Here is a 23,974-nt window from a genome sequence, read left to right on the forward strand (position 1 = left end):
CATGAGGGGCTTGCCCTCCACGGGCTCGAACTCACGTCGGCCGCCCTTACGGTCGTGAATGATCAACATCCGGCAGCTCCTCACTCGCGCGTCGGCATGCCTCCGACGTCCGTCATCACAGTCAACTATCTTACGCAGGTGTTGATAGCCGTCAAGAGTCGAGGCTGTGTCGGTTAACGATCTATTGACTTCGTTGTTTAATAACTGTCACACTCGTTGAACCGGCAGGGGTCGGTGAATCGACACGGACTTGTTCTTGAGGCTTGCGAATCAGGCGAGAGGGAACGTCATGAAGCTTGTGCGTCTGAGCGGTGCGGGGACCGGGCTGCTGGTCGGCCCTGCGGGTGGAGAGGTCGTCGTCGATGTGGCGCGGGCCTTGGCGGCGCTTCGCGGGCGGGAACGGGCGCTGGTGGACGACCTGGAGCCGTACTTCCCGGCGCCGGGCGCGAGCTGGCTGCCCCTGATCGAGCGGTGGCAGGACCTCCGCGACCGTCTGCGTACCCTGGCCGAGATCGTGGCGGACCCAGAGGCCGCCCCCTCCGCCGCACAGCCCTTGGCCGACGTACGGCTGGATCCGCCACTGCCCGATCCGGGGGTCCGCATCTTCGCGCTCGGCGGCAACTTCCCGCTGCACGCCTCGGGGATGGGCGCCGTCATCAAGCTGGAGGAGTCGGTGAAGCTGGGGGCAGCGGGCGGTGTTCCCCCGTGGGGCTTCTACGTCATCCCCGGCACCGTCGTCGGCCAGGACGCCGTGGTCACCCCGCCGGCCGGCACCCGGAAGCTCGACTACGAGGCCGAGGTGGCCGTCGTGCTCGGTGGCGGCGAGCACGAGCCCGGCAGCGACCGGGTCGACATCTGGGGCTACACCGCCTGGAACGACTTCAGCATCCGGGACGAGGCGCTCGGCCTGACGAAGATCGACCACGGCCCGCTGACATGGTCGCTGACCAAGAACTTCCGCACGGGCAACAGTTGCGGTCCCTGGATGGTCGTCGACGAACCGATCCCGGACGACGGTCTGGGCATCATGTGCAAGGTCAACGGCGAGGTACGCCAGGACGGCTCGACGACGGGGATGCAGTACTCCTTCGGGGCCACCGCCGCGCACATCTCGGAGTACGCGCCGGTCGCGGGCGGCGACATGATCCTCTCGGGAACCCCGGCGGGCACCGCGATGGAGGGCGGCCTCGACGGACCGTTCCTGGAGGACGGCGACTTCGTCGAGGTCCTCGTCCAAGGGGCGGGGACGCTGCGCAACCACGTGGCATTGAAGGGCTGAGGCGAACATGCGCTGGGTAACGCGCGCCGATGTCCATCTCGACCGGGTGGCCTCGCCCTGGCTCATCCGCCGTTTCATAGATCCCGAGGCCACCTTCGAGTTCATCGATCCCGACGGGCCGTGGCCCACCGGCGCCGTCTCCTTCGCGATGCCGGGCGCCGAGATCGGGATGCACGACGAGGACGGCACCACTTTCGACAAACTGCTCGCCCGTTACGAGCTGACCGACCCGGCCCTGGACGACATCGCCGACGCGGTCCGCGCCGGCGTCCACCAGCTGCTCGGGGGCGATCTCGCCCACTTGTCGGCCGAGTCCATGGCACTCGGAACGGCCCTGCTCGCCCTCGCCGAGGGGATGATGCTGCGCTATCCCGATCAGGAGAACCTCGACAGGTCGGCGGAGACCTACGACGCCCTCTACACCTATTTCTGGGGCCGGCACCGCGATGCGCGGACGGGTGTGGCGACATTCTGGGAGCGGATCGCGACATTGCGGTCCGCATGGAGAGAGGACCAGCAACTTGTTCGCCGTGTACGCATCTGAACCCAATGCGGAAGATCCCCTTGCTTCGCTGGTGATCGGTGAGCGACCGGAACCCGATGTGCCGGCGGGCTGGGTCAGCGTCGACGTGAAGGCCGCGAGTCTGAACATGCACGACGTCTGGACGCTGCGCGGTGTGGGTCTGAAGCCCGACATGTTTCCGATGACCCTCGGCTGCGACGGCGCCGGCACGCTGGCCGACGGCACGGAGGTCGTCGTCCACTCGCTCATCGGGGACCCCGACTGGCGCGGTGACGAGTCCCTCGACCCTCGGCGCACCATGCTCACCGAGAAGTACCAGGGAACGTTCGCCGACCGGGTGGTCGTGCCGGCCCGCAACGTGGTGCCCAAGCCGCGCGAGCTCAGCTTCGCGGAGTGCGCCGTCATGGGAACCGCCTGGCTGACCGCGTATCGCATGCTTTTCGTCCAGTCCGGTCTCCGTCCTGGTCAGACGATTCTGGTTCAGGGCGCTTCCGGCGGGGTGTCCACCGCCCTCATTCAGCTGGGCCGTGCCGCCGGCTTCCGTGTCTGGGTGACCGGACGCACCGACGTCAAGCGCGATCTCGCCCTGAAGCTGGGCGCGCACGACGTGTTCGAGTCCGGGGCGCGGCTGCCCGAGCGGGTCGACGGGGTCTTCGAGACGGTCGGAAAGGCGACCTGGTCGCACTCCTTGAAAGCGCTCAGGCCCGGTGGCGTACTCGTCGTCGCCGGGGCTACCAGCGGGGCGGACGCCGACGCCGACCTGACGCGTGTCTTCTTCCTGCAACTGCGGGTCATCGGTTCGACGATGGGTACGCGTGACGAGTTGGTGGACCTGCTGGAGTTCGTTCGGACCACAGGCATACATCCGCAGATCGGAGCCGAGTTCGCCATGGCGGACGCAAAGGCGGGATTCCGGTCCATGCTCGAAGGCACCACCGCCGGAAAGATCGTGTTCCAACGATGACCCTGTATTTCGAGGATTTCGCCGTCGGCCAGCAATACACCACCGCGGCGCGGACGATCACCGAAGCCGACATCGGCTGGTTCGCGGCATGGAGCTGGGACACCAACCCCGTTCACACCGACGCCGTGTCGACCGCGAACAGCCGCTTCGGCGGGCCCATCGCCCACGGACTGCTCGGGCTCTCGGTCGCCATGGGACTGGCCTCCGGCCTGGGCATATTCGAAGGAAGTTCCGTAGCGTTGCTGGGCGTCGACCAGTGGCGGTTCGTCAGACCCGTCCGCGCCGGTGACACCTTGCGCTGCCGTGTGGACATCACGAGCACCAGGCTGACCAGTCGCGGCGACGCCGGGATTCTGGGCCGGCAGTTCACACTGCTCAATCAGGACGACGAGGTCGTCCAGCGAGGCATGATCGATCTCATGGTCGCCGTGCGAACCGGGCAGTGACGGGCCGCGGGGACGGCCTTCTCGGGCTCCCGCAGCGGATCAACGCCGTACCGGCGGCTGCCTGATCACCGCCTCGCAGCGCACCGGACGGCCGGCGGGCCGGAAGCCATGATGCTTCCGGCCCGCACCGCGTCTCAACAGTCGCTGTCGTGTCGGGTCAGTCCCTCATCCCGCGTGCTGACGCGGAACAGCCACCCGATGGGGATCGGCGTAAAGAATCAGATACCCCTGTCGATGCTTCCGGAGTGGATCCGTCTCAGGTCACGCAGCATCTGATGGGCCTCGATCAGAGAAGGGCCGTACCAGGTGAGCATCCGGCCGTTCACCAGCTCGGTCGGGGTGTGCGCGAACGCTTCGGGGCCGTCCTCCGCGGTGAAGAGGTAGGGCTCGTCGGGGAGCAGTACGACATCGGCGCCGCTGCCGTCGATGCGGTCGACGTCGATGTGCGGGTAGCGCTGGGGATGACCGGCGAAGACGTTGCGCAGGCCGGCGCGACGTACCAGGTCGCCGGTGAACGTCGAGCTGCCCACCACCATCCACGGGTCTCGCCAGATCGGGATGGCGACGTCCACCACCGGGTCCTGGGGTGGGGCACCCCACAGCGCTCGGGCAGTGATCAGCCACTCCGGCACCGGGCGGCCGAGAGCCGCGGTGAAGATCCGCTCGAGGGAGGCCAGGCCTTGGGGAACCGTCTCGATCACGGTCACCCACACGGCGATACCGCTGTCCCGCAGCCTGCGCACGTCGAGTTCGCGGTTTTCCTCCTTGTTCGCCAGGACCAGGTCCGGTCGCAGCTCGCGAATGGTGCCGAGGTTCGGGTTCTTCGTGCCGCGGACGCGCACCACGTCGAGGTCGGGCGGGTGGGTGCACCAGTCGGTGGCACCGACCAGCAAGCCGGAGACCGACCGCGCCAGTGCCTCGGTCAGCGAGGGGACGAGGGAGACCACGCGCCGGACGGGCCGGGGCACCGTCACGAGCGTTCCCATGTCGTCTCTCACCGATGTCTCCTCAGGGTCATGGCCGCGCCGCGCGATCAGCGCGGCCCGTACCGGGGCTCGACGGTCACTCGGACCGCGTGGAAATCGGCTGCTCGGCCCAGATGGTCTTGCCGGTGCCGGTGTAACGGGTGCCCCATCGCTGAGTGAGCTGGGCGACCAGGAGCAGGCCGCGGCCGCCCTCGTCGGAGACGCGGGCGCGGCGCAGTCGCGGGCTCGTGCTGCTGCAGTCGGAGACTTCGCAGATGAGGACGCTGGGTTCGTGGATCAGCCGCAGTTGGATGGGGGGCCGGCCGTAGCGGATGGCGTTGGTGACCAGTTCACTGACCACGAGTTCGGTGACGAAGACCTCCTCCTCCAACCCCCATGCGGCGAGCTGGATGCCGACCCGCTCGCGCGCCTTGGCCACGATGGCGGGATCGCTGGGCAGGTCCCAGGAGGCGACGTGTTCCCGGTCGAGCAGCTGGGTGCGGGCGAGGAGCAGGGCGATGTCGTCGGTGCGGGACCCGGTGCACAGATCCAGAACGGTGTCGGCCAGCGCCTCCAGCGAGGGAGCGGGCCAGGCGACCGCGCTGCACACGCGGGAGAGCCCGCTGCCGACGTCGTCGGCATCGGGCTCCAGAAGCCCGTCGGTGAACAGGGCGAGCAGACTCCCCTCGGGCACGGTGAACTCGGTCGCCTCGAACGGCAGGCTGCCCAGGCCGAGCGGAGGGCCCGCGGGCAGGTCGACGACACTGCCGGTACCGTCCGGGTGGACCAGCACCGGGGCCGGGTGACCGGCCCGGGCCAGGGAGCATGTGCCGCCGACCGGATCATATACGGCGTACAGGCAGGTGGCGCCGATGTCGCCCGGGATCTCCCCGAGCGCCGCGTCGTCCTGCTCGTCACCGGAGTGGGTCACGATGTCGTCCAGATGGGTGAGGAGCTCATCGGGAGGAAGATCGATGTCTGCGAGGGTACGCACGGCCGTGCGAAGCCGGCCCATGGTCGCCGAGGCGTTGATGCCGTGGCCGACGACATCACCGATGACGAGACCCACGCGCGCTCCGGGCAGCGGGATCACGTCGAACCAGTCCCCGGCGCTCAGCGTGTCGCCGCCCGCGGGCAGGTAGCGGACGGCCGTCTCGACGGCCGGATGCAGCGTCGGTCCCTGCGGCAGCAGGCTCCGCTGCAGGGCCAGCGCGATGCCGCGTTCACGGGTGAACCGGCGGTCGTTGTCCAGACAGATCGCGACGCGCGCGACAAGGTCTTCGGTGACCGTCAGATCATCGAGGCCGAAGGGCTCGCGAGACGTCGCGTACCTGATGAACAGGACCGCCCCGAGGATCGCACCCCGGGCACGGATGGGCACGGCGATCAACGAGTGGGCGCCGTACGCGTCGACGAGCGCCGCGTGGGCGGGGTCCTCGGCGAGCCAGCGCACCATCTCGGGAGACCTGAGGTCGTACAGCTCCGCCCGGCCTTTGGCGAGGCACCTGGCGATCGGCGACGACGACGGATGGACGTGCGTCTCTCCAGGGGCGGGCATGGCCCCGGGGGCCAGCGTGAACACCGACCGGTGCGCCGCGAGGCGGAGCAGCGCGGGACGAGGAGACGTGCCCGATACGGGAAGCTCACCCCGGAAAACGGGGTCGAGGACATCGACGCCGACGAAGTCCGCGAAGCGGGGGACGGCGACCTCGGTGAGTTCCCGGGCGGTCTCCGCGATGTCCAGGCTGGCACCGATGCGGGTCCTGGCCTCGCTCACCAGGGCAAGTCGCTCCCGGGAGCCGTACTGCTCCGAATAGTCGGTCGCTGACACGCCCACCGCACGTACCTGGGCGGTCTCGTCCCTGAGCGGAAAGATGTCGAAGGCCCAGGCATGCGCCTGGCCCTGGCCAAGAGCCCGGACGAACGCCTCCGTGAACTCCGGCTTCCCGGTCTCGGCCGCCCGGCGGATCCGCCGTTCGATCTCCTCGAATGCGGGGTCGGGGTTGATCTCGGCGGGGCGCAGGCCATGGAACTCGTCGGCGGCCAGATCGGTCTCCTGCCGCCCCGTCTCGTTGACGGACAGCGCTCGTGCGTCGCGGTCGAAAATCGCGAGGCCGAGGGGATGCTGTTCGAACATCAATTGGGCGAGTGAGGCGAGTGAGCGGTCCACCGTTTCGTCCGCCCCCGGATGGATGGTCAGCAGGAACGCGGTCTCCCTCTCGTGATCCAGCAGCGGGCACAGACTCATCCGCGCATCCACGCGGTGGCCGTCGCGGTGCCGCGGCGTGCCGTCGGTGTCGAGCAGATCGGTCACGGATCTGCCGACGATCTCCGTGGGGGCGTACCCGAGGAGCGTCTCCGCCCCGTTGCTCCAATGCGTGACGCGTCCGTCCCGGTTCGTGATGACGACGGCGGACGCTTGGGGTGCGATGCCTGTCAGTGGAGGTGTGGGGTGGTCGGACTGCCGACCATTTCGGTTCATGGAGTATTCCTGGCCCTCCTGCCGCGGGAGCAGGACAAAACCACCATGGTCTGCGGCTCACAAGATGGCAAGCAGGGAGCGTCACTGCCTCGTATGTCGCGTCCCGCCGTGACGGCTGATGGCGGGACACGACAGGGATTCGGCGTGGTGGCGCCGGTGGTCACGCCGAGACGTGCGGTGCGGACAGCTTCGGCGGGGCTCGGCTGCCGGCTGCCGACGGGTGTGGGCGGGGCGGCGCTCGACAGATCGCCCGCGCGGGCCTGGAAGGGCTCTTTCGTGCTACGAGCTTCGCCGATGCTCGGGTGGGCGTGCGGCACAAGTCCTCGTTCCGGATCTCGCGGGCGAATTAACGTAAGCGTTGAAGAATCTAACGTAAAGTTGATGGGTTGTGTATCGGCGGGTCAAGGATCGTTTCCCACGATCGGACCGACCCGCGTCGCGCAGCCGGCGCATGCGCATCGGAAGCGACGCAGGACGCGTCGATGTGTGTGGCGCGGCCGAACCCGCTCCCGCCCTTCCGTGTCGGCCAGCGCCTGCCAGGCGGAACGCATCGCATCCTCCCCGACGGGTGCCCCGGGCGCCCGATCGGCGGGCACCAGCACGAATCCGGGGAGCACGGGCAGTCCCGCCACGGTGGCCTGTGCCAGGTCGGCGGCCTTCGCACCGGTCACGGCCGGGTCCCTGGCCTGTTCTCTGTGCAGTGGCACCCCTGCCGGCTCCGCAACCTCGAATCCCCTGGATCAACCCTTCTGCACAGACGTGAACATGTGCGTCGACCCCTGCTCGGAAGCCGCGAACGGCCCCGCGGACGGCTTGTGCGCCAACACGTCGCGCGCGAGGCGACGACGGCGCCGGAGGAGCGCCAGGACGACGCAGCCGGCCATGGCCAGGGCGGCGAGAGCGGCGGCGCCGATCAGCCCGGTGGGGTGCAGGAGATCGGCTGTCGCCGCGCCGGCGAAGTAGCCGAGGAGTACGTTGCCGACGCCCCAGACCAGCGACGCGGCGGTGCTGTAGAGGAAGAAACGGCGGTACGGCATCCCGGACGATCCGGCCGCGAAGGGCAGGAAGGTCCGTACGAATCCGATGAACCGGCCTGTGAACACAGCTGCCCCGCCATGGCGCTTCAGGAAGGCGCGGGCCCGTGCGATCCGGGCGTCGGACCGGAACCGGTGCCGTCGCCCGCTCAGGCGCCGCTCGCACCGATGGCCCAGCGCAAAGCCGAGACTGTCACCGGCCATACCCCCGACCACCACGACGACGGCGAGCACCAGAGGATTCAGATCGCCCCGGCCCGCGATGGCGGACGCGAGGAGGATGACCGTCTCACCGGGCAGCAGCAGACCGACGAACGCGCTGGTCTCCCCGGCCGTCATGGCGAACACCACCAGGTACGACCACCATCCGGCAGTTTCGACCAATGCCTCGACGTGCATGACCGTCAGCCCGCCTGTCGCAGCCGGACGGGCTCCGAATCGCTCCAGTCTTCCGAGACCTCGGTTCGGGGCCGGAGGGAGACCACGTCCCCTTCCGGCACTGTGCCGCCCGAGGGGTGCATGGCCCTGCGGCGCCGGACCGCCCGCCCCCGGTGAAGAGGCGTTGCGGCATACCACGCCAGAAGCGGTGCACTCATGGCCGACAACGTGCCCAGCAGGTGGCCGTCCGCGGTCAGCACCGCCGCCGTGCCCGCAGACAGGGCCACAGCCGTCGCGACACCTCTCCACAACCTCGCGGAGGTGCTGACGACCACCAGCGCCATCAGCAGGTACCAGCCGGCGCGCACACCGGGCAGCGCCAGGTAGTCACGGACGAGGGTCGTCTCGTCCGCCGGGAAGCCCCGGAGCGACGCGAAGACGACCAGGCCGGTCGCGTTCGACAGGAACAGAGCGACGGCGGTGCGCACATAGACCGCCTGATCCCGCGAAGCGAGCCACAGCATCGTCAGTGCCGTCAACGGCCAGGCGGCGAAGGTTTCCATCCGGGCCAGGGCGTGCGTCGTGGTCCGGCTGAACGTCGCCCAGCCGTCCACGACGGCGGTCCCGTAAGGATGGGCGGTCTCGGCGGCCGATGCCATCCAGCCGTCACCGAAGAGGTGCTGGTTGTCCGCCGAGACGAGGAGGAGACCGACGTACACGAGACTGGTCGCCGCCACGCCCGCCACGCCGTGCCGCACGCTCCGGTGCACGGTCGTCCCGCGCCGCCGTGCGATCCGTCCAGTGGACACCTCATGTCGCAGGCGGCGGCGCTGGGCGCACCCCGCGACGACGCTCACCGGATTCCCCCGGAGACGGGAGCCGGGCTGTGTTCGCCGGGTATGGCCGGGGCGGAGACCGGGTTCGAACGGCGCGACCTGGGGGACTCCCACAGCGGTACGACACCCCGGTGGGTCGCCTCCGGTGCGCGCTGCGAGGGGTATCCGCCATCCTTCATGGACACGGGTGGGTTCACGACAGCCTCCTGATCGGCCGAGGACGCGTCACTTCTTCGGACGCGTCGACACCCCGTTCAACGATCAGGTAAATGGACTGGTCTCTCCGCTTATTCCCGCTGTGACGCAGGAGACATCGACCAGGCGCGCGGACTCTCTCAGGTTCCCCCGTCCCGGCGTCACGACCGGCTCGACGCCAGGCCCTTCGTTTCCGCGTGTCCGATCAGGGCCCGCTCCGCCTGCAGCGGCGTCGGCGCGGCCGGCAGGGGGTCTGTGTTTCCCGGCCTGCATGCCGACAGCAGGAACGCGACCAGACGTCGCCACGCATGTGGGGCGGCGCAGCGGGTCACCTGTGTCACCCCGGCATTGGCCAGAAGGAACAGAAGAATGTCCTCCGGAACGAAGTCGTCCCTGAGGGCTCCGGCCTCCTGAGCCCGGCGGACGAGTTTTGTCAGGGCCTCGGACTGCCGGTCGCACAAGGTCGCAGCGACTTCCGAGGTGGGCAGCCGGACGGTGAACAGATCGCTCAGGCCACGGTCGGTCGCCATGGCGGCGCAGAGCCGCTCGACATACGTGCTGAACCCGGTCCAGGGGTCATCGCAGAGCAGTGCCTCCTCCGCGATGACCGCCACGCGCCGCAGTTCGTCCTCGAAAGCGGCCTCGACCAGATCCTCGCGCGTGGGAAACCGCCGATACAGCGTGCCGGCACCCACACCGGCACGCTCCGCGACCTCGTCCAGCGGCGCGTCCAGCCCCTGCTCCTCGAAGATCTGGCGAGCGGCTTCAGCGATCCGCTGCCTGTTCCGCAGTGCGTCCGCCCGCAGTCCCCGCCCGGCTGTCTTTGCGCGCTCCGTTGCTGCCATCCATCCACCCTAGCAATTGGACGATGTTCTCCGGTTACCGTGCACCGGACCAATCGGGGCCCGGGGGCGGCGCATGCCGAACGTGGGCTGCGGCCAGGCGTGACAGAGGCCGTCGGCCCGGAGCCGGGTGAGCAACATGACCTGTCGGCCGCGGCCGTGCGGACGTACCCCGCCCGGTGCCGGGGACCGCGGCAACGCCCTCGTCACAGCCCGCGGGTTTTGCCCAGCCGGCCGTCGGCCGTGAGAGCTGCCAGAAGCCGAAGAGGGCGGCTCTCCTTCCGAGAGCCGCCCTCCTGTGCTCTACGAACTCCGTTCGGTCAGCTTGAGCCGAGTGGCTCGATGTTCTTGTTGAAGCGCAGCAGGTTGTGGGGGTCCCAGTCGGTCTTCGCCTGCACCAGCCGGGCGTACTTCTCGGGGCTGCCCCACACCCCGCGGCGCCACTCGGGGCCCATGTCGGTGGAGAGGTTGATGTAGCAGTTGTCCCGGACGTGCGGCTTGAGTTCCGCGTGCGCGCCGTCGACCCAGCTCTGGAACCGCTTGTCGTCCTCGGGCTGGTCCCACTGGGTGACGGTCTCCCAGAACCAGTCGGCGCCCTCCCGGGAGAAGGCCATGGAGTCCTCGTCGTAGTCCTCGGTGATGGCGCCGCCCATGGCCCAGATGTTCTGCACGGTGCTCGGCAGCGGAGGGCTGGACTGCGGCTCGTGGGCCGCTGCGTGCCGGACCATGATGTCGATGACGTCGTCGCCGAGTTCGGACAGGTACACGCCCTTCATGTACATGCGCCGGCCGAACGGGGCGATCACGTCCAGCATCCGGTTCGCCACGGACCAGGGCATCGGCTGGATCACCTTGCCGATGGACGGCCCCAGGGCCGCGAGCGCGTCCGTCACCGCTTCGGCCTTGTCCAGCGGGCCGGTGTAGACCACGACCAGCATCAGCACCTCGGCCCCGTGCTTCTCGGCCGGCACCGGCGGAAGCGGCGGGCACTGGGTCAGTGCTGAGATGACGGAGAGTTCCCGCGGCGCCGTCGGCATGTGCTCGCGCAGCGCGGCGAGCACCTCGGGGGCGTGCTCCAGGTCGAACGGGACGAAGCCGGCGGCCACTTCACGCTGCATGGGCCGGCCCTGGAACTCGAAACCGGTCACCACGCCGAAGTTGCCGCCCCCGCCCCGCAGCGCCCAGAACAGATCCGGGTTCTCCGTCTCGCTCGCCCGGACCCGGCGGCCGTCGAGTGTCACCACGTCACAGGCGAGCAGGCTGTCCACGGTGGCCCCGTACCGGCGCATGTTGTAGCCCACGCCGCCGCCCAGGGTGAGCCCGGCGACGCCCGTCGTGCTCACCGTGCCGGCCGGGACAACCAGCCCGTACTGCTCCAGCGCGGTGTCCATCTCGCCCAGCAGCACCCCCGCGCCCAGGCGCACGACGCCGGTGGCCTTGTCGATGTCGATGGCCTTGAAGTTGGTCACGTCCAGCACCAGGGCGCCGTCCGGCATGGCCGTTCCGTCGCTGCCGTGGCCTCCGGCCCGTATGGCCAGCGGAGTGCCGGTCTCCGTGGCGAAGCGTGCGACGGCCAGCACGTCCTGCTCGTCGGCGGGCCGCGCGATCAGAGCCGGCGTCGCATTGCTGTCCCGCATGTTGTAGATCGCTCGCGCTGCCGTGTAGCCGACGTCCTCGGGGCGGAGGAGTTCGCCCCGGAAGTCGGTGGGGAAGTGCTTGAACACGCCCTGTTCGGTCTCGGGCATGGCTTTCCTTTCGAGAGTGCTACGGCTCAGATGAACGCCACACCGGGTTCCAGCCCGCACAGCACGCGACCGTGCAGCTCCGCGTTGGTGCTGTGCAGGATGAAGGAGTGCACCGACAGGGCCTGTATGTCGCTGACGATGCGCGAGAGCGGATCCTTGCGGTGAATGGCGGAGGCGCCGGACGCCTGCTGGACGATCTCCACGACCTCCCGGCACAGCGAGGCGGTCCACGCCGCGTCGGCGCGGCACCGGACCCGCAGCGCGGTGTCCGACGGGTCCTCGGCCACCAATGCGACGGTGGCCGCGGCCCGTTCGGAGTGGAACCGGGCCTGGTCGAGCTTCATGACCGCAGAGTCCATCTGGAAGTGCGTGATGGTGGCGTCCGCCTGGCGCGTGTACTGCGTGTAGGTGATGCCCCGCTTCTGGATACGGTCCTTCATGAGGTCCAGGGCGGCCCTGGCCATGCCGAGGGGCGTCCCCGTGGCACCCGTCGCGAAGAAGGGGATGAAGGGCATCCTGAAGTAGGGGTCGTCCGCGAGGGTTTCGGAGAGCGACAGCACCTTGGTGGGGTCGGCGAAGGGCAGCACCCGGTGCTCGGGCACGAAGACGCCGTCCGTGGACAGGGAGGCGGAGCCGGTTCCGGAGAGTCCCGAGACCTGCCAGTCGTCGGCGCTTCGGCACTCACCGCGCGGGACGAGGAACTGCGCGGGCGTGGGGGGCAGACCGTCCCTCATGATCAGGGACGAGAGCAATGCCCAGTCGGCGTGATGCTGTCCTGAACAGAAGCGCCAGGTTCCGGTGAGACGGTAGCCACCGCTCACCGGCATCGCTTCGCCTGCGGGGTTGAACGCGGCCAGCGTCTTCGGAGTGCCTACGGAATAGACCTCGTCCTGCGCCTCGTCGGAGAAGCCAGCGACCATGTACAGCGTTCCGGAGTAGATGCTGGCGACCCAGGTCGTCGAGGCGCAGCCGCGCGCCAGTTCCTCTCCCACATCGATGAACGTGCTCAGAGGGACCTGCCGGCCGCCCCGGGCCCTGGGCGCCATGAGCATCAGGAGCCCGGAGTCCTCCAGCGCCTCGATGGCCTCGTCGGTGGGGCGTGCCAGACGACGTGCTTCCTCGGCATTCGACTGCAGGAGCGGCACGAGACGGGACGCCGTCTCGACCGCCTCGGTCGCGATGGCGTCCGGCTCCTCCACTGCTGCAGTTAAGCCCGACCCAGTGGCCGCCCGCGTCGATCCAATCGCCATTGATTGCCTCCTGGTGGGAACCACCGCGATCTGCCTGCACGCACTCGGCGACGGTGGTGGTCTGGAACATAGAGGACTTTGACGCCTGCGTCCACAGTTTGTCGTAGTCGTCATGTCCTGGAAGGGGAGGGGGCGTGGCGCCGCCCGGGCGGCCGTGCTCGTCGCGGCCGGAGTCGTTGCGCGGGGAATTTTCGATTCCTTCAACAAATAATCGACGCGATAGTGGAATCGCGTCGAACGAGTCGATCAGATCGACGGTGTCGGCGCGCACCGGCCCTTCGATGCGATCAGGTTCATCGGCCCGCTTCGTGGAGTCGCTCGATGTCGGGGCGCCAGCCCAGTTCGGGCGCGATCAAGTGCCGTACGTCGTGCAGGATCTGCTCGTAGTCGTCCCGGTGGAACTCGTACGGCAGTTCCAGGCGCAGTTCCGGGACGGCCGCGACCACGGGATCCGCGGCCAGTTGCTCCAGGATCCGGTCCGCGGTCCCGACCACGTCCGGGGCGAACAGGGTCCGCTTCGGGCCCTGCGGTGCCAGGGTGCGCGCGTGCCGGGCGGCCGCGTACGCGCGGTAGCGGGACCGGGTGGTCGTGTCCGCGCTGTCGAACGGCACGATCACCCGGCCGATCGCCACCCGGGTCGGCCGGCTCCCGGTGAGAGCGCGCCGGTACTCGGAGAGCAGCGTGAGCTGGGCCGTGGTGAAGTCGTCCGTGCCCTCGCCGGTGACGATGTTGCCGCTGAGCAGGTTCAGGCCGTGCTCCGCGGCCCACCGGATCGAGCGCAGACTGCCTCCGCCGTACCAGACCCGGTCCACCAGGCCGGGGTTGTGCGGCTGCAGCCGCGGCCGCTGGGTGTTGCCCGGCGACCGGATCACCGTGTCGGGGCCACCGAGATACTCGCCGCGCAGGCTGTCGAGGAGGCGGGCGATCCGGCCGTAGGACAGGTCGAAGCCGCGCCAGTCCCCGTCGTACACCAGGTCGCCGAGGAGTTCGGCGTGCGGCATGCCGGTGCTGAAGCCGGCCTGGAGCCGGCCGCGGGACAGCACGTCGGCCAGTGCCAGATCCTCCGCGAGCCGGAACGGGCTCTCGTACCCGATCGGTATCACCGCGGTTCCCAGCTCGACCCGCTCTGTGCGCTGGCTCGCCGCGGCGAGGAAGACCGCGGCCGAGCCGACACCGTGCTCGAGATGGCGTTGCCGGATCCAGGCGCCGTCGAAGCCCAGCCGTTCGCCGTACTCGAACAGCCGCAGGGTCTCCTCCAGTCCGGTGTACGGGTCGTCGTCGGCGAAGTTGCCCGGTGTGAGGAAGGCCAGCGAGCTGATCGTGGGGGTGCTCATGCGGGGTTCGTCCCTCGTGGTCGGCTCGGTGGCGTCCGGTGCTCAGGCCCAGCCCCGCTCGCGGGGGATCTTCTCCCCGGCCTCGACCGCCACGGTCAGCCGGTTCTCGGCCGGCGGCAGCGGGCAGGTCGCCAGATCGGTGTAGGCGCACGGCAGGTTCGTCGCCCGGTTGAAGTCCAGGACGACCGTGCCGTCGGCGGCGGGCGGGTCGAGGACGAGGGCACGGTTGGCCGCGTAGGTGGTGACCCCGGAGGTCGCGTCGGTGAACAGCACCATCAGACCGCCCGGTCCGAGTCCGGGGAACGCGGTCAGCGCCAGGGGGCGTCCGTCCAGCTCGAACTCGACCCGGCCCGGCGCGTCGTACACGTGCTCCAGGCCCTCGACCGCCGCGCCCACGGTCGTCGGCCGCGGCTCGGCGAAGGCCGTGTAGCGGCCGGTCACCGCCCAGCGGGGATCCGGGGCGTAGGCGGGTGTGCCGGTGAAGGCGGTGCGCAGCGGGGCGTCCGGGTGCCGGGGGCGGACGATGTCGTGTCCGCCGCGCCTGGCCACCTCGATCACGGCGTCGCCCCAGACCACGTCGACTCCGCCGCGCTCCGGGAGCACCCCGAAGCGATGCTCGCCGCGGACGGGGGTTTCGTCCACGACCAGTTCCTCGCCGTCGTCGAGGACCACGACGACCCCTTCGGCGCCGGTCGACCAGGCGCCCGGAGCCTCGGGGAAGCGCTGCGGCTCCTCGCTGAGCCAGTGCAGTCCGGTGATGGCGAGGAATCCGTGCGGGGCGGCGAGTCGTGCCTCCTGCCGGGTGTGCCACTCCTGCCAGTCGCGGGTGAACGCGGACAGGTCTGCGGTGGTGTCCTGAACGGTCATGCGTGCTCCTTCGCTTCCAGGGGCTCGGATGCGGCCGTGGTGTGACGGCCGCCGGGGATCGCCGCGAGCAGCTCGCGGGTGTAGTCGTGGCGAGGGCGGGTGAAGAGTTCCTCGGCGGTGCCCGTCTCGACGATGCGGCCGGCCCGCATCACCGCGACCCGGTGCGCGATCTGGCGTACGACGGCCAGGTCGTGCGAGATGAACAGGTACGCCACCCCGGTGTCGGCCTGCAGCTCGGCGAGCAGGTCGAGGACCTGCGCCTGGACGGAGACGTCGAGCGCGGACACCGGCTCGTCGCAGACGACCAGGCCCGGGGAGAGCGCCAGGGCGCGCGCGATCGCGACGCGCTGCCGCTGGCCGCCGGACAGCTCCGCCGGGCGGCGCTCGAGCGTCGACGCAGGCAGCGCCACCCGCTGGAGCAGTTCCCGGGCCCGGGCGAGCCGGGAGGCGCGGTCGCCGACCCTGAAGGCACGCAACGGCTCGGTGATCACCTCGCCGATGGAGAACCTGGGGTCCAGCGACGCGTAGGGGTTCTGATAGACGAGCTGGGCCCGGCGGCGCAACTGCCTCGCCCGAGCCCCGCGCGCGCTCGTGACGTCGGCGCCGTCGAACAGGATGCGCCCGGCGGTCGGGTCGGTCAGGCGGAGCACCAGACGCGCGGTGGTGGACTTCCCGGAGCCGGACTCGCCGACCAGGGCCAGTGTGCGCCCCCGGTGGAGGGTGAAGCTGACGCCGTCGACCGCGCGCACGCTGCGCGCCGAGCCCGCCGAGCGGGGGAGGCGGAACTCCTTGACCGCGTTGTGGACCTCGACCAACGGCGCCGCCTCCGCGGCGGACGGTGCGGAAACCGCGGCTCGGGGGCGTGCCGTGGCCAGGCTCGGAGCGTCGGCCAGCAGCCGCCGGGTGTACTCGTGCCGCGGGTTGTCGAGGACGTCGCGGGTCGGACCCGCCTCGACGACCCGGCCCTCGGACATGACCACGATCCGCTGCGCCCGGTCGGCGGCGACGCCGAGATCGTGGGTGACCAGCAGCACCGCGGTGCCGTTCTCCTCGGTGAGGTGCTGCAGGTGGTCGAGGATGACCCTTTGCACGGTGACGTCCAGAGCGCTGGTCGGCTCGTCCGCGATGATCAGCTCGGGCCGGCCGGCGATGGCGACGGCGATCAGGGCACGTTGCCGCATCCCGCCGGACAGTTCGTGCGGGTACTGCCGGGCGCGGGTGGCCGCGTCGGGCAGCCCGGCCTGGTCCAGAATGGCGATCGCCTCGGTCGACGCGGAGCGTCGCCTCGCCGGCTGGTGGATGCGCAGCACCTCCGCGACCTGCTCACCGATGCGTTTGACCGGATTGAGCGACACCGCGGGGTCCTGGGGCACCAGGCCGATCCGTGCGCCGCGTACGGTACGCAGCTCTCGCTCCGACAGCGAGGTGAGGTCGCGGCCTCCGAAACGGACCGTGCCGGCATCGATGCCGCCGTTCGCCGCCAGGAGCCGGATGATCGCGTGCGCGGTCGTACTCTTGCCCGATCCGGACTCGCCCACCACCGCGGTCACCTCGCCCGGCCATACGTCGAGGTCGACGCCCCGCACCGCCTGCACCGTGTCGCCGAGGGTGCGGTACGACACCGAGAGGCCCCGCACCTCCAGCAGTGGTTCCCCTGTGTTCGTCACATTCCCACCCGTTCCGGGTCCGTTCGTCGTCGGGCCGGTCATCGCTGTCGGGACCATTCGCCGTCCAGCGCTCGCGCGATGCGGTTGGTGGCCAGCACGGTCGCGGCGATCGCCAGCCCGGGCAGCGCGGTGAGCCACCACGCATTGGCCAGGTAGTTGCGGCCGTCGGAGATCAACGTGCCCCATTCCGGTGCGGGAGGCGGCGCCCCGTAGCCGAGGAAGCTCAGCGACGACACGGCCAGGACCGAGGCGCCGAAGTCGAGCGTGGCCAGGACGATCACCGGGCCCAGCGCGTTGGGCAGCACGTGCCGGCCGAGGACCGAGTACCAGCGGGACCCGCACGAGCGGGACGCCTCGACGAAGACCGCCTGCCGCACCCGCAGCACCTCCGAGCGCGTCACCCGGGCGAACGCGGCGACGCCGGCGGCCCCCACCGCGACCGCGACCTTCACCGTTCCGTAGCCCAGCGCCGTGACCAGCGCCAGGGACAGGAACAGCGCAGGGATCGACAGCAGAACGTCGACGAAGCGCATCAGCACGTCGTCGGCCCAGCGGCCGACGAACCCGGCCACCAGGCCGAGCAGACCGCCGACCACGAAGGCGACCGCCACCGCGATCAGCGTCGCCTTCAACGACAGCTGCGCACCGTGCACCACCCGGGAGAACAGATCGCGCCCCAGCTCGTCGGTGCCGAACCAGTGCGCGCGGCTCGGGCCTCGGAAGTTCTGTGACGGTACCCCGTGCAGCGGGTCCTGCGAGGTGAACAGACCGGGCCGGAACGCGGCCAGTACCACGAGGACCACCACGAGGACCGACGCCGTCAGACCGGGCCGGCGCAGGAAGAACCGCAGGACGCGCCGCAGTTCGGGACCTCGCCCGGGATCCGGGCCGATGCCGGGTTCGAGCGGCCGCGCCAGGCCGAGCGCCGCGCCGGTGGCGGCGTCGTCCACAAGGGGCCGGGTCATGCGAAACCCTCCTTCCGGCCGGAGGCCACCACGATCCGAGGGTCGAGGAGCGGATAGACGAGATCGACGATCAGGTTGGCGAGCACGAAGATCAGCGCCCCGAACACCACGACCCCCTGGACCAGCGGGATGTCCTGGGCCGTGACCGCGGCGGCCGTCACCCGGCCCAGCCCGTCGCGGGAGAACACGGTCTCCACGACCACCGAACCGGCGATCAGCTGCCCGGCCAGCAGCCCGACGACCGTCAGCGCCGGCAGCGACGCATTGCGCAGCGCATGCCGCAGGTGGATCCGCAGCCTGCCCGCCCCCTTGGCCCGCGCGGTCTCCGCATAGGCCTGATCCAGGGCGGTGAGCAGGCTCTTGGCCAGCACCTGGGCGACCTGCGCGCCGGTCGGTATCGCCAGCGTCAGCGCCGGAAGCACCAGGCCCCGCAGCCCGTCGTTGCCGAACGCCGGGAACCAGCGCAGCCGGAAGGAGAACACCTCGACGAGCAGCAGCCCGACCCAGAAGGTCGGCACCGACACGCCCAGCGGCGGCAACGACAGCAGCAGTTGCCGAAGCCATCGCTGCGTGGCGAAGGTCGCCGACACCGCGAGGCCCCCGCCGAACACCACCGCGAGCAGCAGCGCCGCGCCCGTCAGCGTCAGGGTCTGCGGCAGTGCGTCGCCCAGGGTCGAGGTCACCGGACGGCCGGTGGAGACCGAGTCACCGAAGTCCCCGCGCACCGCGTTGCCGAGGTGGTCGGCGTACTGCACGAGCACCGGCTTGTCGAAGCCGTACTCGTGCCGAAGCCTGGCGAGCTGCGCCGGGTCGACCTGCCCCGAGTCCGCTCCGGCACCTGCCATCGCCGACACCGGATCACCGGGCAGGAAGTCCAGCACCAGGAACGAGACCGTGTAGGCCGCCCACAGCACCCCGAGCGCCTGCGCGACACGTTTGATCACATAGCGGCGCATGCGCTAGCCGATCCAGGTGTCGTGCAGCTGGATCCGGCTGGAGGCCTCGAAGTCGAGGCGGTGCACCTTCTTCGCCGCCCCGAGCTGGGTCTCCAGCTCGACCACCGGCACGACGTATGCGTTCCGCACCAACAACTGCTGAGCCTGGCGGACCAGTTGCTTTCGTTCGGCCGCATCGGTGGTCGCCGCCTGCCGGCTCAGCAGCGAGTCCAGCGGGCTTGCCGGCAGGCGGTAGAAGTTGGCCAGCTTCGTGGAGAACGAGCTGCGCAGGATGTCCGGGTCGGCGCGGGTCACGTTGCCCCACACGACGTCGAAGTCACCGGACTGCAGCGTCGGGGCGAACTGGGTGATCTGCCGTTCCTTGAGCACGACGTCGATGCCGACGGCCTTCAGCTGCTGCTGGATCAGCTCCAGCGCGGGCTGGTTCGTGGCCGCGTTGGCGAACCACGTGACGGCCAGGCTCAGTCTGGTGCCGTTCTTCGTCCGGACGCCGTCGCTGCCGGTCTTCCAGCCGGCCGATTCCAGCAGGGACTTCGCCTTCGCCGCGTCGTAGGTCAGATCGGAGCCGAGGTTCGCGTAGTCCGGCGTGGTGTGCGCGAGGATGCTGGTGGCCGGCTGCGTGCCGGTGGGGAACACGGCATCGACGATCTGCTGCCGGTCGACGGCGAACAGGATCGCCTGACGCACCTTCGCGTCCTTCAGCAGCGGCCGGGAGTTGTTCAGCCCCAGATTGAACACGTTGCCCGGGTTGGCCCGCCGCAGCAGGCTCAACTGACCGCCCTTGAGCGCCGCCTCGTTGGCCTTGCCGACGCTGCTGATCGCGTCCACCTGACCGGACTGCAGACTGCCGACGCGCACCCCCGCCTCGGGCACCACCTTGAAGACCAGCCTGTCGAGGTACGCCTCGCCCTTCTTGGTCCACAGCGTGGAACCCCAGGCGTACTTGGCGCGCCTGGCCAAGGTGACCGACTGGTTCTGCACGTACTGCTTCAGCGTGAACGGGCCGCTGCCGACGACACCCTGGCTGCACCTCTGCTGCGGGGACTTCTTCACGCTCGCCGACGACTCGATGCCCAGCGAGAACGTGGAAGTGGCTTGCAGGAACTGGGCGTTGGGCTGCTTGAACTTCACCCGCACGGTGAGCGGGTCGACCACGGAGGTGCTCTGCACACCGCTCAGATACCCCTCGGCCAGGACCCCCAGGGCGCCGAGCTTCGGCACCGCGTCGAAGTTGTCCTTCACCACCTGCGCGGTCAGTGGTGTCCCGTCGCTGAAGGTGACACCCGATCTCAGGTGGAAGGTGAACGTCGTCGTGTCCGGGCTGATGTCCCAGCTCTTCGCCAGCCACGGCACGATCTTGCCGGTCCTGGGGTCCTGGTCGGTCAGGGAGTCGACGACCTGGCGCAGGGAGTAGACGGTGTCGTTGCTGGCGACCTGCTGCGGATCCACGCAGCCGGCGTCGGAACCCACCGCGAAGGTCAGTGTGCCGCCGGACCTGGCCCGGCCGCTGTCGCCGCTCGAACTGCTCCCGGTGCCGGAGGAGCATGCGGTCAGAAACAGACTGGTCGTCAGGAGCGCGGTCAGTGCCGCCCGTCGGGCAGGGCGGGAATCCGGATGCGATATCACGGAATGAGTTCTCCTACTCGAAAGCCGTCACGCACGTTTCCGCGCGGACAACGAAGAGGCGTGGAAGGCGTTGCCCGCGAGAAAGAGCGACACGGTCCACGAGAGGTGAGGGGAAAACGTGAGGAGTTTGCCGGGCGTCAAAACCAGCGGTGAATGTCCTCAGACAGCAGAGAGGGCGAAGTCAGCCATGACACAGGCAGCTGGTGATGCGCTGCAGGTCGATGTGGCGTCGGCGGGAGAACCGGGAGGGGGCCGCCGCAGCCGCCATGGAGGGATTCGAGACGCTGCTGTGCCGCACGCTCATTCCTCCATGTCCAGGCCCCTGCCACAGGGCCACGCGCTTGCCGGGTCGGCGACCCGGCCGGGCTTTCACCTGGAGCACCCCACCGCGTCGGAGGGTTGCCGGTCAGCAAGCCAGGGCTTGATGCTGACACTCAATGCCAGTTGAAACTTTACCGATCTCCGTCGTAATCCGTCAATGCCGAGACGCGAGTCGCACGGCCCGCGGCGGCGCGCCAGGCCTCATGGCCGCCGACGAGGGAAGCCTCCACGCTTCGGCAATGTGAAACCTGTCCGGAACTCATTGACCGACCGGGTGGACATCTGCTCCACTCACGTCCCATGACCCCGCGCGTGGATTTGACTCGGAGGCGCCACATCGACCTGGCGCATGTCTCCAGCGCGTTCTGTTGTCGTTGATCCGGAAAGCGTGCCGCTGATCCGCGAAGCGGCCCCCGGCAGCGGCCGCTGCCAGGCCGCCGCCTCAGCGGTGTCCTCCCGACGAACCGCCGTGCCGACTGCGTGATCGCCTTCTTCCCCCGGCGCCGCTCTCCGCTCCTGCACTCTCCCTGAGCAGAAGCGCGTGCGCCGGACTCGAGGTCGGCGAGGGCACGTGCCGCCGGCCACAGGCCGACGGCCTTGTCGTACAAGTGGCGCGGCCCCGGCGGGATTTCGGGCCCGCGCATCGCGACCGACCCAGTACCGGCTTCGTGGCCGTTCATCGCTGCCCGTCACCCGTTCACTCCGGCTCTCAGCACCCGGCAGTGCGCCCCATTCCTCGAGAGGGACCTCCTCATGCCTCCGTCCATCCGCAAGCTCACGGGCCACATCGGCGCGGCCGTCGAGGGCGTCGACTTCACGACGCCCCCCGATCCCTCGACGATCACGACGCTCCGTGATGCCCTCAACGAGCACAAGGCGATCGTGTTCGACCACGTGCAGCTCGACAACGCCGGCCAGGAGCGTGTCGCCGGCTGGTTCGGCGACCTGACAACCGCCCACCCCAACGTGCCGGCCGCCGACGGTACGACGAACGTGCTGGCCGTCGACAGCGAGACGTCCAAGGCGAACGAGTGGCACACGGACGTCACCTTCGTGCTCAACCCACCGCAGCTCACCACACTCCGGTCCATCGTGACGCCGCCCTACGGTGGCGAGACGCTCGTCGCGAACGCGGCCGCGGCCTATCGAGCACTGCCCGAGCCGCTCCGTGCTTTCGCGGACTCACTGCGCGTCGTCCACACCAACCAGTACGACTACGCGCGCCCCTCGGCCACGACGGCACAGCGGCAGGAGTACGACCGGGTCTTCGTCTCGACGCCGTACGAGACGGAACACCCTCTCGTACGCGTGCATCCGCTGACCGGTGAACGCGGGCTGTTCATCGGCGGGTTCGCCAAGCGGATCGTCGGCCTGTCCAGCGGTGAGTCGGCCGATCTGCTGCGCATCCTCCAGTCGTACGTGACCCGTCCGGAGAACATCCTGCGCTGGACCTGGGCCCCCGACCAGCTGCTGATCTTCGACAACAGGATCACCCAGCACTACGGGGTGGACAACTACGACGACCACCCGCGCCGCCTGAACCGTGTGACGGTCGCGGGAGACGTGCCCGTCGGCGTCGACGGCCGCCGTAGCGAGCAACTCGTCGGTGACGCCTCGCACTACAGCAAAGTGCTGGAGGTGGCTGCCTGATGACCGAGGTCAGCCTGGAGAGGCCGGCCCTCGGTTCGGCGGCCGCCGAACCGACGAGCGCGCCGGAGCGCGAGGTCTTCCTGCCACGCGACGCCCGCCGCCGGACCCTGGTCCACGCACTCCGCGAACGCCTGCGCTGGCCGCTGGGGATCTACACGACTCCGGTGGTGATCCTCATCGCCTGGGAGGTCCTGGCCAGAGCCGGAGTGCTGAAGAAGACCTACGCCCCGGCACCGACCTCCATCGTCAGGTCCGCCGTCGATCTGTGGCGACAAGGCGTCCTCGGGCCGGACTTGGCCATCTCCCTGCAACGGGCCGGCATCGGTCTCGCGATCGGTCTCACGGTGGGCATCGTCAGCGGGGTGCTCGGCGGGTTGCTGCGCAGCGGGGAGTATCTGTTCAACGGCGTCGTGCAGATCCTGAACACGATCCCGCTGCTGGCGGTGCTGCCGCTGATGATCGTGTGGTTCGGCATCGACGAGCTCACCAAGGTGCTGCTGATCTCGTTCGGTGCGGGCGTCCCGATGTACGTCAACCTCTTCGCCGCGATCCGCGGCGTCGACCAGCGGCTGATCGAGATGACGCGGACGACGGGCGCGGGCACCTGGCGCCTCGTGACGCGGGTGCTGGTGCCCGGTGCCCTGCCCGGATTCCTGGTGGGCCTGCGTTTCTCCCTCGCCTACAGCGTCCTGGGCCTCGTAGCGGCCGAGACGGTCAATGCCGACAAGGGCCTCGGCTTCCTCATCACTCAAGGACAGACGTACCTGCAGACCGGCCAGGTCTTCGTGGGGCTGGTGATCTACTCGCTCCTCGGTCTGCTCGCCGACCAGTTCGTCCGGGCTCTCGAGCGGGTGCTGCTGCGGTGGCGCCCCAGTTATGAGGCAGCATGAGCACGACCGTTGAGACGCAACCCCGTCGGCAGGCCGGCGCCGTCGTCGAGAAGGTGGTCCGCCGGTTCGGCGACCGGGTCGTCCTCGACCATCTGGACCTCACCATCGCCGGCGAGGAGCTGGTGGTCCTGCTGGGCCCCTCCGGCTGCGGCAAGAGCACCCTCCTCAGGTTGCTCGCCGGCCTCGACCGGCCCGACGGCGGGCGGGTGGAGGTCCCGGCCAAGCGCGCGATCGTGTTCCAGGCCGACCGTCTGCTGCCGTGGCAGCGGGTGCTGCGCAACGTCACCCTCGGTCTGCACGGACCGGACGCCGGCCGGCGGGCCCTCGACGTGCTCGCCGAGGTCGGACTCTCCGGCCGCGAGAGGGCGTGGCCCAAGGAGCTCTCCGGCGGCGAGGCCCAGCGGGTGTCCCTGGCACGGGCGCTGGTCTCGGAACCCGAACTCGTGCTCCTCGACGAGCCGTTCGCGGCACTCGACGCGATCACACGGCTGCGCATGCACGACCTCGTGCGGGCACTGCGCAGCAAGCACCACGCGGCGATGCTGCTCGTCACCCACGACGTCGACGAGGCCATCGCGCTGGCCGACCGGGTCGTCGTCATGAGCAACGGACGCATCGGCACCTCCCACCTCGTCGAGCTGTCGGCCGCGGACCGCGAGGCGAGCATCGCGCGGGAGGAACTGCGCTCCTCGCTCCTGGCAGACCTCGGCCTGGCCAACCAGCACTGACTTTCCCCACCGCGCCCACCGACTTCTCCCG

The 23,974-nt window shown here is 69.7% G+C and carries 21 protein-coding genes and 1 riboswitch; of the genes, 7 read left to right on the top strand and 14 right to left on the bottom strand.

Going from position 1 to position 23,974, the window contains the following annotated elements:
* Nucleotides 1-289: 289 nt before the first annotated feature.
* Genes ABT057_RS24730 through ABT057_RS24745 form a run of 4 tightly spaced genes read left to right on the top strand, consistent with a single transcriptional unit; the run spans nt 290 to nt 3,212 of the window.
* Nucleotides 290-1,279, top strand: coding sequence for a fumarylacetoacetate hydrolase family protein (locus ABT057_RS24730; protein ID WP_352345753.1), 990 nt, complete (start codon nt 290-292; stop codon nt 1,277-1,279).
* A gap of 7 nt (nt 1,280-1,286) precedes the next feature.
* On the top strand, nt 1,287-1,823 hold the full coding sequence (locus ABT057_RS24735) for a chromate resistance protein ChrB domain-containing protein (protein ID WP_352345754.1): 537 nt from the start codon (nt 1,287-1,289) through the stop codon (nt 1,821-1,823).
* Nucleotides 1,801-2,766, top strand: coding sequence for a zinc-binding dehydrogenase (locus tag ABT057_RS24740; protein ID WP_352345755.1), 966 nt, complete (start codon nt 1,801-1,803; stop codon nt 2,764-2,766). Before ABT057_RS24735 ends, ABT057_RS24740 begins: the two co-directional genes overlap by 23 nt.
* Complete coding sequence (locus ABT057_RS24745) at nt 2,763-3,212, top strand: MaoC/PaaZ C-terminal domain-containing protein (RefSeq protein WP_352345756.1); 450 nt, start codon at nt 2,763-2,765, stop codon at nt 3,210-3,212. The genes ABT057_RS24740 and ABT057_RS24745 overlap by 4 nt, the downstream gene beginning before the upstream one ends.
* Before the next feature lie 218 nt (nt 3,213-3,430).
* Here ABT057_RS24745 and ABT057_RS24750 read toward each other — a convergent pair whose 3' ends face one another.
* The 14 genes from ABT057_RS24750 to ABT057_RS24815 form a co-directional block, all read right to left on the bottom strand.
* Nucleotides 3,431-4,198, bottom strand: a complete 768-nt coding sequence (locus ABT057_RS24750) for a helical backbone metal receptor (RefSeq protein ID WP_352345895.1) — start codon at nt 4,196-4,198, stop codon at nt 3,431-3,433.
* 76 nt (nt 4,199-4,274) lie between these two features.
* Entirely contained in the window at nt 4,275-6,659 is a 2,385-nt protein-coding gene (locus ABT057_RS24755) for a SpoIIE family protein phosphatase (protein WP_352345757.1), read from the bottom strand.
* Nucleotides 6,660-7,399: 740 nt separating this feature from the next.
* Nucleotides 7,400-8,092, bottom strand: coding sequence for a DedA family protein (locus tag ABT057_RS24760; RefSeq protein ID WP_352345758.1), 693 nt, complete (start codon nt 8,090-8,092; stop codon nt 7,400-7,402).
* Nucleotides 8,093-8,097: 5 nt separating this feature from the next.
* Nucleotides 8,098-8,928, bottom strand: coding sequence for a hypothetical protein (locus ABT057_RS24765; RefSeq protein WP_352345759.1), 831 nt, complete (start codon nt 8,926-8,928; stop codon nt 8,098-8,100).
* Between the two features lie 335 nt (nt 8,929-9,263).
* Nucleotides 9,264-9,947 (bottom strand): TetR/AcrR family transcriptional regulator, encoded by a 684-nt coding sequence (locus ABT057_RS24770; RefSeq protein ID WP_352345760.1) that lies wholly within the window; start codon nt 9,945-9,947, stop codon nt 9,264-9,266.
* A 317-nt stretch (nt 9,948-10,264) separates the two neighbouring features.
* Entirely contained in the window at nt 10,265-11,689 is a 1,425-nt protein-coding gene (locus ABT057_RS24775) for an FAD-binding oxidoreductase (protein ID WP_352345761.1), read from the bottom strand.
* A gap of 26 nt (nt 11,690-11,715) precedes the next feature.
* Nucleotides 11,716-12,888 carry an acyl-CoA dehydrogenase family protein gene (locus ABT057_RS24780; protein ID WP_352345762.1) on the bottom strand — a complete coding sequence of 391 codons (1,173 nt, stop codon included), beginning with the start codon at nt 12,886-12,888 and terminating at the stop codon, nt 11,716-11,718.
* A gap of 344 nt (nt 12,889-13,232) precedes the next feature.
* A complete protein-coding gene (locus ABT057_RS24785; protein WP_352345763.1) occupies nt 13,233-14,273 on the bottom strand; it encodes an LLM class flavin-dependent oxidoreductase in 1,041 nt (346 codons plus the stop codon).
* Nucleotides 14,274-14,315: 42 nt separating this feature from the next.
* Nucleotides 14,316-15,140, bottom strand: a complete 825-nt coding sequence (locus ABT057_RS24790) for a DUF1684 domain-containing protein (protein WP_352345764.1) — start codon at nt 15,138-15,140, stop codon at nt 14,316-14,318.
* Entirely contained in the window at nt 15,137-16,864 is a 1,728-nt protein-coding gene (locus ABT057_RS24795) for a dipeptide ABC transporter ATP-binding protein (RefSeq protein WP_352345765.1), read from the bottom strand. The genes ABT057_RS24790 and ABT057_RS24795 overlap by 4 nt, the downstream gene beginning before the upstream one ends.
* Complete coding sequence (locus tag ABT057_RS24800; RefSeq protein ID WP_352345766.1) at nt 16,846-17,772, bottom strand: ABC transporter permease; 927 nt, start codon at nt 17,770-17,772, stop codon at nt 16,846-16,848. The genes ABT057_RS24795 and ABT057_RS24800 overlap by 19 nt, the downstream gene beginning before the upstream one ends.
* Complete coding sequence (locus ABT057_RS24805) at nt 17,769-18,728, bottom strand: ABC transporter permease (protein ID WP_352345767.1); 960 nt, start codon at nt 18,726-18,728, stop codon at nt 17,769-17,771. Before ABT057_RS24805 ends, ABT057_RS24800 begins: the two co-directional genes overlap by 4 nt.
* A 3-nt stretch (nt 18,729-18,731) precedes the next feature.
* The gene (locus tag ABT057_RS24810; RefSeq protein ID WP_352345768.1) at nt 18,732-20,354 is read right to left on the bottom strand and encodes an ABC transporter substrate-binding protein; all 1,623 of its coding nucleotides are present in this window, start codon (nt 20,352-20,354) and stop codon (nt 18,732-18,734) included.
* A gap of 181 nt (nt 20,355-20,535) precedes the next feature.
* The gene (locus ABT057_RS24815) at nt 20,536-20,658 is read right to left on the bottom strand and encodes a putative leader peptide (RefSeq protein ID WP_352345769.1); all 123 of its coding nucleotides are present in this window, start codon (nt 20,656-20,658) and stop codon (nt 20,536-20,538) included.
* 28 nt (nt 20,659-20,686) lie between these two features.
* A riboswitch (SAM riboswitch) is annotated at nt 20,687-20,796 on the bottom strand.
* Between the two features lie 632 nt (nt 20,797-21,428).
* On the opposite strand from ABT057_RS24815, the gene ABT057_RS24820 reads away from it, so the two are divergent.
* The 3 genes from ABT057_RS24820 to ABT057_RS24830 are packed head-to-tail and all read left to right on the top strand — an operon-like array spanning nt 21,429 to nt 23,943.
* Complete coding sequence (locus ABT057_RS24820; RefSeq protein WP_352345770.1) at nt 21,429-22,325, top strand: TauD/TfdA dioxygenase family protein; 897 nt, start codon at nt 21,429-21,431, stop codon at nt 22,323-22,325.
* Nucleotides 22,325-23,215, top strand: a complete 891-nt coding sequence (locus ABT057_RS24825; RefSeq protein WP_352345771.1) for an ABC transporter permease — start codon at nt 22,325-22,327, stop codon at nt 23,213-23,215. The genes ABT057_RS24820 and ABT057_RS24825 overlap by 1 nt, the downstream gene beginning before the upstream one ends.
* Nucleotides 23,212-23,943, top strand: a complete 732-nt coding sequence (locus ABT057_RS24830) for an ABC transporter ATP-binding protein (protein WP_352345772.1) — start codon at nt 23,212-23,214, stop codon at nt 23,941-23,943. The genes ABT057_RS24825 and ABT057_RS24830 overlap by 4 nt, the downstream gene beginning before the upstream one ends.
* The last annotated feature ends 31 nt before the right edge of the window (nt 23,944-23,974 follow it).

The organism is Streptomyces sp. NPDC002588 (genome assembly GCF_040295925.1).
In the GTDB taxonomy this organism is placed as follows: domain Bacteria; phylum Actinomycetota; class Actinomycetes; order Streptomycetales; family Streptomycetaceae; genus Streptomyces.

What these genes read in the sequence shown, in the direction of transcription:
- ABT057_RS24805 (WP_352345767.1), bottom strand. Translation starts at nt 18,728, where the DNA reads ATGCGCCGCTATGTGATCAAACGTGTCGCGCAGGCGCTCGGGGTGCTG.
- ABT057_RS24775 (WP_352345761.1), bottom strand. Translation starts at nt 11,689, where the DNA reads ATGCCCGAGACCGAACAGGGCGTGTTCAAGCACTTCCCCACCGACTTC.
- ABT057_RS24735 (WP_352345754.1), top strand. Translation starts at nt 1,287, where the DNA reads ATGCGCTGGGTAACGCGCGCCGATGTCCATCTCGACCGGGTGGCCTCG.
- ABT057_RS24730 (WP_352345753.1), top strand. Translation starts at nt 290, where the DNA reads ATGAAGCTTGTGCGTCTGAGCGGTGCGGGGACCGGGCTGCTGGTCGGC.
- ABT057_RS24745 (WP_352345756.1), top strand. Translation starts at nt 2,763, where the DNA reads ATGACCCTGTATTTCGAGGATTTCGCCGTCGGCCAGCAATACACCACC.
- ABT057_RS24830 (WP_352345772.1), top strand. Translation starts at nt 23,212, where the DNA reads ATGAGCACGACCGTTGAGACGCAACCCCGTCGGCAGGCCGGCGCCGTC.
- ABT057_RS24795 (WP_352345765.1), bottom strand. Translation starts at nt 16,864, where the DNA reads ATGGTCCCGACAGCGATGACCGGCCCGACGACGAACGGACCCGGAACG.
- ABT057_RS24815 (WP_352345769.1), bottom strand. Translation starts at nt 20,658, where the DNA reads ATGAGCGTGCGGCACAGCAGCGTCTCGAATCCCTCCATGGCGGCTGCG.
- ABT057_RS24770 (WP_352345760.1), bottom strand. Translation starts at nt 9,947, where the DNA reads ATGGCAGCAACGGAGCGCGCAAAGACAGCCGGGCGGGGACTGCGGGCG.
- ABT057_RS24760 (WP_352345758.1), bottom strand. Translation starts at nt 8,092, where the DNA reads ATGCACGTCGAGGCATTGGTCGAAACTGCCGGATGGTGGTCGTACCTG.
- ABT057_RS24820 (WP_352345770.1), top strand. Translation starts at nt 21,429, where the DNA reads ATGCCTCCGTCCATCCGCAAGCTCACGGGCCACATCGGCGCGGCCGTC.
- ABT057_RS24755 (WP_352345757.1), bottom strand. Translation starts at nt 6,659, where the DNA reads ATGAACCGAAATGGTCGGCAGTCCGACCACCCCACACCTCCACTGACA.
- ABT057_RS24825 (WP_352345771.1), top strand. Translation starts at nt 22,325, where the DNA reads ATGACCGAGGTCAGCCTGGAGAGGCCGGCCCTCGGTTCGGCGGCCGCC.
- ABT057_RS24800 (WP_352345766.1), bottom strand. Translation starts at nt 17,772, where the DNA reads ATGACCCGGCCCCTTGTGGACGACGCCGCCACCGGCGCGGCGCTCGGC.
- ABT057_RS24750 (WP_352345895.1), bottom strand. Translation starts at nt 4,198, where the DNA reads ATGGGAACGCTCGTGACGGTGCCCCGGCCCGTCCGGCGCGTGGTCTCC.
- ABT057_RS24790 (WP_352345764.1), bottom strand. Translation starts at nt 15,140, where the DNA reads ATGACCGTTCAGGACACCACCGCAGACCTGTCCGCGTTCACCCGCGAC.
- ABT057_RS24785 (WP_352345763.1), bottom strand. Translation starts at nt 14,273, where the DNA reads ATGAGCACCCCCACGATCAGCTCGCTGGCCTTCCTCACACCGGGCAAC.